Origin of the sequence: Ilumatobacter sp. (genome assembly GCF_049588435.1) — a bacterium.
Lineage (GTDB): Bacteria > Actinomycetota > Acidimicrobiia > Acidimicrobiales > Ilumatobacteraceae > Ilumatobacter_A.
Window position 1 is genome coordinate 1 of sequence record NZ_JBAVYV010000421.1, and the last position, 8,953, is coordinate 8,953.

Annotated in this window: 8 protein-coding genes; 6 read left to right on the plus strand and 2 right to left on the minus strand. The window is 65.2% G+C overall.

From position 1 onward, the window contains the following. Nucleotides 1-53: 53 nt before the first annotated feature. Both WBV89_RS16020 and clpS read right to left on the minus strand, forming a co-directional pair. Complete coding sequence (locus WBV89_RS16020) at nucleotides 54-551, minus strand: DUF2017 family protein (protein WP_423982347.1); 498 nt, start codon at nucleotides 549-551, stop codon at nucleotides 54-56. Continuing rightward, nucleotides 548-844, minus strand: coding sequence for an ATP-dependent Clp protease adapter ClpS (gene clpS / locus WBV89_RS16025; protein WP_423982349.1), 297 nt, complete (start codon nucleotides 842-844; stop codon nucleotides 548-550). The genes WBV89_RS16020 and clpS overlap by 4 nt, the downstream gene beginning before the upstream one ends. 144 nt (nucleotides 845-988) lie before the next feature. On the opposite strand from clpS, the gene WBV89_RS16030 reads away from it, so the two are divergent. The 6 genes from WBV89_RS16030 to ctaD all read left to right on the plus strand — a co-directional run. Next, complete coding sequence (locus tag WBV89_RS16030) at nucleotides 989-1,942, plus strand: heme o synthase (RefSeq protein ID WP_423982350.1); 954 nt, start codon at nucleotides 989-991, stop codon at nucleotides 1,940-1,942. A gap of 224 nt (nucleotides 1,943-2,166) precedes the next feature. Continuing rightward, nucleotides 2,167-3,837: a cbb3-type cytochrome c oxidase subunit I gene (locus WBV89_RS16035; RefSeq protein ID WP_423982351.1), complete on the plus strand. Its 1,671-nt coding sequence runs from the start codon at nucleotides 2,167-2,169 to the stop codon at nucleotides 3,835-3,837. Next, complete coding sequence (locus tag WBV89_RS16040; protein WP_423982352.1) at nucleotides 3,837-4,415, plus strand: cytochrome c oxidase subunit 3; 579 nt, start codon at nucleotides 3,837-3,839, stop codon at nucleotides 4,413-4,415. Before WBV89_RS16035 ends, WBV89_RS16040 begins: the two co-directional genes overlap by 1 nt. Before the next feature lie 13 nt (nucleotides 4,416-4,428). Next, complete coding sequence (locus tag WBV89_RS16045; protein ID WP_423982353.1) at nucleotides 4,429-5,679, plus strand: hypothetical protein; 1,251 nt, start codon at nucleotides 4,429-4,431, stop codon at nucleotides 5,677-5,679. Between the two features lie 62 nt (nucleotides 5,680-5,741). Beyond that, entirely contained in the window at nucleotides 5,742-6,956 is a 1,215-nt protein-coding gene (coxB, locus tag WBV89_RS16050) for a cytochrome c oxidase subunit II (RefSeq protein WP_423982354.1), read from the plus strand. A gap of 41 nt (nucleotides 6,957-6,997) precedes the next feature. Next, nucleotides 6,998-8,953 (plus strand): cytochrome c oxidase subunit I (ctaD, locus tag WBV89_RS16055; protein ID WP_423982355.1); only part of this gene is annotated, 1,956 nt, incomplete at its 3' end.

The window sequence follows — 8,953 nt, forward strand, 5'->3', positions numbered from 1 at the left end:
GGGTCACCCTCACCACGGGGTCATGGGACGCCCGGAGGGGAAAGACGGTGTGGTCAGCTCTGGAGTGAGCGGACGATCCAGTCGAGGAGCCACGACAGGAATGCGTAGAGGTGGCGCTCGGCCTCGAGTTCCTCGCCGCCCGTTCCGACCTCGTCGTCCTCACCGACATCGAGGATCGTTCCGAGCACGATGCGGATCGCGTTCACCGACTGCATCAGAGCGATGACGTCGCCCTCCTCGAGCGCAGAATCGCCGTCGAACGCAGCGGTCACCGCGTCGATCTGGACGAGTCGACTCGTCACCAGGTCCTCGCGCATCAGCCGCTGGTACTCGGCCTCCTTGGCCTCGTCGTCGGGGTACGCGGTCGGGAACAGGCGCTTGAGCGCGTCGGCACTCGCACCCGACGCCTCACCGTCCTCGGCGAGCAGCGATCGGAGTTCTTCGAGCAGGTGGAGCAGGACGCCGCGCTCGTCATCGCCGATGTTGAGCACCCACGTCGTCGTGCCGCGCTTGGTCGTCGAGTAGATTGGTGGCTTGAAGCGACGGGTCACGTGTCGTGTTCCATCGTCGCCCAGAGACTGTGTTCGTGGAGGTGGAACACGTGCATCTCGGCCTCCTCACGCGATCCCGAGGCCACGACGGCGCGGCCCTTCTCGTGGACGTCGAGCATCAACTCGGTCGCCTTCTCGTGCGAGTAGCCGAACAGCTTCTGGAACACGTGGGTGACGTAGCTCATCAGATTGATCGGGTCGTTCCACACGAGCACGATCCACGGACGATCCGCTGCGGGATCGTCGTCGATGTCGGGCTCAGCGACCTGAACCGGTTCGAGCGTCGTGGGCACGACACGAGCGTACCGAGCCCGAGTCCGGCGTTCTCGTGAACTGTTCGCGCACGGAGCGCGGGAACAGTTCACGAGGTCGGTTGGGGGCGTGACCTCGGGCGCGCGTTGGTCGCTCGTCTCGGGGAGTCGTACGCTGTGCTCGTCATGGCTGTCGGCTCCCGTCCCATCGTCCCGTCGAGGCTCGCGCCCGGCGGCGTCGCGGCACACGCTCCGCGTCGGAAACCGACGTCGGTGCTCGGGGCCTACATCGCGCTCACCAAGCCGCGGATCATCGAACTCCTGCTGATCACGACGATCCCGACGATGGTCCTCGCCCAGCAGGGATGGCCGCCGACCCGCCTCGTCATCGTCACTCTGATCGGCGGCACGCTCGCCGCCGGTGGTGCCAACGCCATCAACATGTACGTCGACCGCGACATCGACGCGCTGATGGAGCGCACCCGCAACCGACCGCTGGTCATCGGGGCGATCGAACCGCGCAACGCCTTGATCTTCGCGTTGGCGCTCGAGGTCGCGGCGTTCATCGTGCTGTGGGTCGGAGCGAACCTGCTCTCCGCTGTCCTCGCGTTCTCGGCAGCAGCCTTCTACGTCGGCATCTACACGCTCTGGTTGAAGCGCACGAGTCGCCAGAACATCGTGATCGGTGGCGCCGCCGGAGCGGTTCCGGTCCTCGTCGGCTGGTCGGCGGTCCAGGATTCGCTCGGCTGGGAACCGCTGATCCTCTTCATCGTGATGTTCCTGTGGACCCCACCCCACTTCTGGGCGCTGGCGGTGAAGTACGCCGACGACTACAGCGCCGCCGACGTCCCGATGCTCCCGTCCGTCGCCCCGATGGCCGACGTCGTCCGCCAGATGGAGATCTACACCGTCGGCCTGGTCATCGGCACGCTCGTGCTCTGGCCCGTCGCCGACCTCGGCCTGATCTACGGCCTCTCGGCGATCGTGCTCGGCGCGATCTTCATCTGGGGAACACTCGCCCTCGGCAAGAACCCGACTCCGTCCGCGTCGATGCGCCTGTTCGGCTATTCGATCACCTATGTCACGCTGCTGTTCGGCGCGATGATGCTCGACGTGTTCGTCGAGCACGGGGTGTCCTGAGTCCCTCCGGTCGCCGGAGCACCGACCTCACATCGACCCACATGGCGAACATTGCGCGATCGTGACCTTCGAACCACCGCGAAAACCACGCGGAATTCTGGCGAAATGGTCACGTGCAAGTAGTCTCGGGCCGTCATGCCAAGCCTCCGCTCGGATGACGACGACAGACGTCGGCACCACCGCGCCGGCCCAGGACGATCCAGCCAAGTGAGTCTCAACATCACATGACCACCATCGATTCCAGCCCCGACGTCGCGGGTGACTCTGCCTTCGGGCGACGCCTCGCTGCTGATGCCGCATGGCTCACCGCCAGCGATCACAAGAAGATCGGGCGTCTCTTCATCGGCGCCGGCCTGCTGGGCCTCCTCGCGACGATTCTCGCCAACCTCCTGATCGCGATCGAACGCGTCGACGGCGGCAGCGCCGCCTTCGACAGCGATTCGTGGACCCAGTTGATCGGCAGCCAACGCGTCGGGCTCGTGTTCGGCACCGCACTTCCGCTCGCCGCCGGCCTCGCAATCGCCGTCGTTCCCCTCCAGCTCGGGGCACGCGCACTGGCCTTCCCCCGCCTCGCGGCGGTCGGGATGTACATGTGGCTCGGAGGCTTCATCCTCTCGATCGTGTCGCTCGTCGACAACGGCGGCTTCGGAGGCGGCAACAGCGACATGGTCGACCTGTTCCTCGCCGCACTCGGCCTGATGGCACTCGGATTCACCGCCGTCGGCGTCAGCCTCGTCACGTCGGTGCTCACCACCCGAGCACCCGGGATGACGATGCGGCGCGTCCCATTCTTCGCCTTCTCGGCACTCGTGTTCGGGATCGGCCTCGTCCTCGTGATGCCCGTGCTCTTCGGTGCGGTCATCTACCTGTTCGTCGACCATCGCAGCGGCGCCCGTGAGGCGTTCGGTGGCAACGAAGGGATCGTCACCTGGACCGGCTGGATCTTCACCCAGCCGACGACGTTCCTCTTCGCGATCCCGGTCCTCGGCCTGTTCGCCGAACTCGTTCCGGTCACGTTCCGCAAGCGCACGCCGATGCGCGGTCTGGTGTTCGCCGGCCTCGGTCTCGTCGGGGTGTCCGCTCTTGCGGCCGTCACCCAGCAGCTCCGTTTCGACGTGCCGTGGCGGGGTTCGCAGCTCTACATCGGTGACGGCGAGGACGCGACCACCAAGCTCGGTGACGTCGCCCCCTGGGCGTTCTTCCACCTTCTCCCGCTGCTCGGAGCCGCGATTCTGTTCCTGATGATGCTGTTCCTCGCCAAGCCGACGAAGAACGAGGACGGCGAGTCGATGCTCCCCAACGCGACCGGCGGATTCCTCTTCGCCCTGTTCGGTTTTGGCATGGTGTTCGTCGCGATGGTCGGATCGGCGATCGAACCGATCGTCGACCTCGGTCTGATCGGCACCGTGTTCGGAGAGGCCTCGCTCGTCTATGTGGGGTACGGCGTGGCACTCGGCGTGCTCGGCGGCATCGTCTACTGGGCCCCCAAGCTCTGGGGCCACACGCTCGAGATGAAGAAGGTCGCCCCGTTGGCGTTGCTCGGTGTCGCCGGCACGGTGTTCGCGGCATTCCCGCAGTACATCGCCGGTTTCCTCGACCAGCCGGCAGGCCTGGCATACGACGACGGTGATCTGCAGATCTGGAACGTGCTCGTCCTCGTCGGTCACGGCCTCATGGCACTCGCCGTCCTCGGTTTCATCGGCTTGTTGATCGCCACGGTGGTCGGTTCCGATCCCGATGCCGTCGACGATCCCTTCGGTGGCCACACGATCGAGTGGGCGACGACCTCGCCGGCCCCGACCTCGAACTTCGTGGACGTCCCGACGATCACGTCGGCCGAACCGATGCTCGATCTCCAGTCCGCGAATCAAGAATCAGCAAGGAGTGCGAGCTGATGGAAGCTCTCGCCGCCGGCCCCGCGCCGGCACCGCGCAACCAGATGACCGTCGCGGCAGTGCTCGGCGCTGTGGCGATGACGATGCTCACGGGCGGAATGCTCGGGATCTGGGCGCTCAAGCGCTCCGAGGTCGTCGACACCGGAGCGAGTTGGCTCCCGAGCGGGATCACCGTTCCCGAGGTGCCGACCAACGTGATGCTCATCGCGTTCCCCGCGCTGTGCTCGTTCGCCCAATGGGCGGTCTGGGCGTCGAAGCGCAACGACAGGTCCAACACCGTGTTCGCGATCGCCGTCTCGGCGTTCGTCGCCCTGCTGATCGTGAATGCGCAGGCATTCGTCTGGAATCAGATGGGTGTCGCCGTCGCCGACGGTGAGTACGGCTCGATGTTCTACGCCGTCACCGGCACCTTCATGGCGCTGATGGTCGTCGGACTGTTGTTCAGCCTCGTCACGATGTTCCGCTTCATCGGCGGTCGCACCCGTGATCGCGAGATCCTCATTGCCCATGCCATCTTCTGGTACGCCATGACGGCCGTGTACACGGCCATCTGGTTCCTCGTCTACGTCACCAAGTGAGATTCATCGACTGATGTTCACCACCGGATCGAAATTCCTCATCGGCGCCTCCGTCGTCTCGCTCATGGCCACCCTGGTCTACGGGCTGGGCCAGGACGGGGTCCTCGGCACCGTCGGCCTCGCGTCGGCGACCATCGGCCTGATCGGCCTTGCCGTGATCAACGCCATCCTGCGCGACTCCAACGTCTTCGCCGACGACGAGGCTCCGGTCGAGACGACCGCAGCCGCGCAGCCGGCACCCGGATCGAGCATCTGGCCGTTGGCGTTCGCCTTCGGCGGAGTGGTCCTCGCCGTCGGCCTGATCAGTTACCAGTCGATCGTCGTGATCGGTCTCGTCGTGCTCGTCGTCGCCGGAGGCGAATGGGCCGTGCAGGCGTGGGCCGAACGGGCGTCGAGCGATGCGGGGCACAACTCCGAGGTGCGCAGCCGCATCCTCAACCCGATCGAGTTCCCGGTCGCCGGTGCCGTCGCGGTCGGCGTGATCATCTACTCGTTCAGCCGAGTCATGCTCTGGCTCTCGAAGACGAACACCGTCATCGCGTTCTCGGTATTGGCTGCCATCGTGCTGATCGTCGCCTTCGTCCTGGCGAGTCGTCCGAAGGTCAACGCCGGTGCCGTCGGTGGGGTCATGGCCGTCGGAGCGATCGCACTCGTGGCAGCGGGCGCCGTCACCGGGCTCGACGGCGAGCGCGACATTCCCGAGTTCGAGACCACGGAGATCTGGCAGGCCGAAGCGGTCCACCATCCCGAGGAGTATGCGGAGGGCGCAGCGGAGGGAGAACATCCCGCCGAGGCCATCTGCGAGAGCCCGGAGGAGTTCCCCGAAGCGGACGAGAACGCCAGCGAAACCGTGGCGGCCAAGTCCGGCGCCTATCAGGTGATCCTCACCGACGCGGGAATCCTGGAGTTCACGATTCCCGGGACGCCGGATACGGGCGCCGTGGGAGTGGACATCCCGAGGTCGACGGCGACCAACGTGATCTTCCGCAACGAAGGCGACGAGCATCGTCGACTCTCGCTCGACATGGGGGCGACGACCATCGAGATCGGACCCGAGGACGACACCGAAGAGGTCGAGATCCGCAACCTGACGTGCACCACGCTGATCGAGCCGGGTGCCGCCCAGCTGCTCACGATCGAAGCACCCGAACCGACCTTCGCCTACGACGGTCAGCCCAACCCGAACGCCCCCGACGACGCCGACGGATTCTGGTTCTTCGTTCCGGGAGTCGACTCTGCCGCACTCGAGGTGATCGTCCCATGAGCCCGCGAAATCACGATCGAACGAAACGGCGCGACTCCGAGACCGCAACTAGCGTGCCCGAGGTGACTTCGAAGAACCTTCTCGGACGACGCGCGAGGCTCGTCGCGCTCGCCACGGCCGGCGCGGTCGTCGCCGGGTGCGCGAACAACGCTCCGCAGGACACGTTCCAGCCCAAGGGCAGCAATGCCCAGCTGATCGACGATCTCGCACGCCCGGTGTTCTACATCGCCGGCCTCGTGGGAGTCATCGTCATGGGCGTCATCGGCTTCGTGGTGTTGCGCTACCGCGACCGCGGACAGCCGATCCCCGAGCAGACCCACGGAAGGCCCGCCCTCGAGATCGGTCTCACGATCCTCCCGGCGTTGATCCTGATCGGCGTCGCGATTCCGTCGGTCGGCGTGATCATGGACCTGAACGAGACCGACGACACAGAATGTGTCGTCAACGTCACCGGCCAGCAGTGGTGGTGGGAGTTCGACTACCCGGCCCAGGACGGATGCCTGCCGGGCGGGATCCCCGAACCGATCGTCACGTCGGGACAGATGGTCATTCCCGCCGGCCAGAACGTCCTGATCCGTGGCACCAGCCGGGACGTCATCCACTCGTTCTGGATCCCTGCCCTCAACGGCAAGCGCGACATGGTTCCCGGCCGAGTCCAGAACCTCCGGATGCAGGCCTACGAGCCCGGGATCTACGCCGGACAGTGCGCCGAGTTCTGTGGTCTGAGCCACGCGAACATGCGCATGGAAGTCGCGGCGCTCACCGATGACGGCTTCCAGGAGTGGGTCGACAATCAGCTCGCCGAGTACACGCCGCCCGAGGCGGACACACTCGCCGCCGAAGGCGAAGCGACCTTCGTCGCGAACTGCTCGCGCTGCCACCAGATCGACGGTCTCGAAGACGAAGAGGGCACCCCCCTCGTCGCTCGACCCGACGAGCAGGTGTACTCCGGTGCAGCTCCGAACCTGACCAACCTGATGACGCGCAACACCTTCGCGGGCGCGACGTGGAGCCTGCTCCGCGACGAGTGCCGCGACGCCGTGTGGGAAGCCGATTCCGACGTGTTCACCGAGCGGTACCTCGAAGGCGTCACCGAAGACTGCTTCGCCGAGGTCGACCTGCGCGAATGGTTGCGTGACGCCCCGAAGAAGAAGCCGATGTACACCGACCCCGAAGAACTCGGCCCGACCGACGAGCTCTACCGAGGCATGCCGTACCTGGCGCTCAGCGAAGATCAGATCGACCAGCTCCTCGCCTACCTGTTGGAGCGCAAGTGATCTCGTTGACCGATTCCACTGTGATGGGAGACCGATAGCCCATGGCCATCATCGAACGACCGGCGACCGAATCGCCGGCCGAATCCGATATCGGGGCCGACGCCCCGGTGACGGCGTCATCTTCTTTCGGATACCTCCGTCGTCCGGTCGAGACGACCGGCTGGCGTTCGTGGGTGTTCACCGTCGATCACAAGAAGATCGGCATCATGTACGGCACCGTCGCGATGTTCTTCTTCCTCGTCGGGGGCATCGAGGCCGGACTGATCCGCCTCCAGCTCGCCGGCCCGGACGGAACGATCCTCTCGGCCGACAAGTACAACCAGATGTTCACGATGCACGCCACGACGATGGTGTTCCTGTTCGTGATGCCGATGGCGGCAGCGTTCGCCAACTATCTGATTCCCCTCCAGATCGGTGCGCGCGATGTCGCGTTCCCCCGGCTCAATGCACTGAGCCTCTGGCTGTTCGTCCTCGGCGGACTGTTCCTGAACTCGTCGTGGTTCCTCGGCGGAGGCGCCGACGGTGGCTGGTTCATGTATGCCCCGAACTCGGACGTTCCGTTCTCGCCGACGAACGGCGTCGACTTCTGGGGCCTCGGGATCCAGATCACCGGGGTCGCCTCGCTCGTCGGCGCGATCAACCTGATCGTCACCTGCTTGAACATGCGCGCACCGGGCATGTCGCTGATGAAGATGCCGATCTTCACGTGGATGGCGATGGTCACCCAGTTCCTGTTGCTCTTCGCCATGCCGGTCATCACCGTGGCGCTGTTCCTGCTGATGTTCCAGCGGTCCTACGGCGCGACGTTCTTCACGGTCGAGGAGGGTGCCGATCCGCTGCTCTGGCAGCACCTGTTCTGGATCTTCGGTCACCCCGAGGTGTACATCATCGTGTTGCCCGCGTTCGGCATCGTCTCCGAGGTGCTCCCGGTGTTCTCGCGCAAGCCGCTCTTCGGCTACCCGTTCGTCGTGTTCTCCGGTGCGGCCATCGGCTTCCTCGGCTGGGGTGTGTGGGCGCACCACATGTTCGCCTCGGGACTCGGACCGGTTTCGGTTGCGGTGTTCTCGGTCGCCACGATGGCGATCGCCATTCCGACCGGCGTGAAAATCATCAACTGGACGCTCACCATGTGGGGCGGCAAGCTCTGGTTCACGACCGCGATGCTCTTCGCGATCGGCCTGATCGTGCAATTCACGATCGGCGGTCTGTCCGGGGTGACCCACGCCGTGGCACCGTCCGACACGCAACAGACCGACACCTACTACATCGTGGCCCACTTCCACTACGTCATCTTCGGTGGCGGTGTGCTCGGCCTGTTCTCCGGTCTGTACTACTGGTGGCCCAAGATCTTCGGCAAGTGCCTCAACGAGACGTGGGGCAAGTGGAACTTCTGGCTGATGATCGTCGGGATGAACATGACGTTCGGGCCGATGCACATCGTCGGACTGCAGGGCCAGCCACGCCGGATGTACGTGTGGACGGAGGAACGCGCCGGCGAAGGATTCTTCAACCTCGGCTTCTGGAACCTCGTGTCGACCATCGGCACGTTCATCCTCGCCCTCGGGATCATGGCGTTCGTCATCAATGCGCTCGTCATCCACCGTCGCCAGCCGGTTGCACCGCTCGACCCCTGGGATGCGCGTTCGCTCGAATGGCTCACGACGAGCCCGCCGAAGGACCACAACTTCGACCGGTCGCCCACCGTGCACTCGCTCGACGAGGTGTTCCACCGCAAGTACGAGGACATCGGTGAGAACGGCGAGCACAACTACGTCCGCCGCTCGACCCTCGAGGAACTGGTCGCCGAGGAGGAGAAGCATGCAGATGCTCACATCCACCTGCCCGCACCCTCGTATTGGCCGTTGGTCCTCGCAGTCGCGCTGCCGATCATGGCGTACGGCGTCATCTACACCACCTGGTTGATCGTCATCGGCGGTGCGATCGCGATCACCGCGATGTTCGGTTGGGCGCTCGAACCTGCCGACGCACCCGAGTCC

Excerpts from the sequence above, each read along its gene's own strand:
- WBV89_RS16045 (WP_423982353.1), top strand. The coding sequence starts at position 4,429 with ATGTTCACCACCGGATCGAAATTCCTCATCGGCGCCTCCGTCGTCTCG.
- WBV89_RS16035 (WP_423982351.1), top strand. The coding sequence starts at position 2,167 with ATGACCACCATCGATTCCAGCCCCGACGTCGCGGGTGACTCTGCCTTC.
- WBV89_RS16030 (WP_423982350.1), top strand. The coding sequence starts at position 989 with ATGGCTGTCGGCTCCCGTCCCATCGTCCCGTCGAGGCTCGCGCCCGGC.
- WBV89_RS16040 (WP_423982352.1), top strand. The coding sequence starts at position 3,837 with ATGGAAGCTCTCGCCGCCGGCCCCGCGCCGGCACCGCGCAACCAGATG.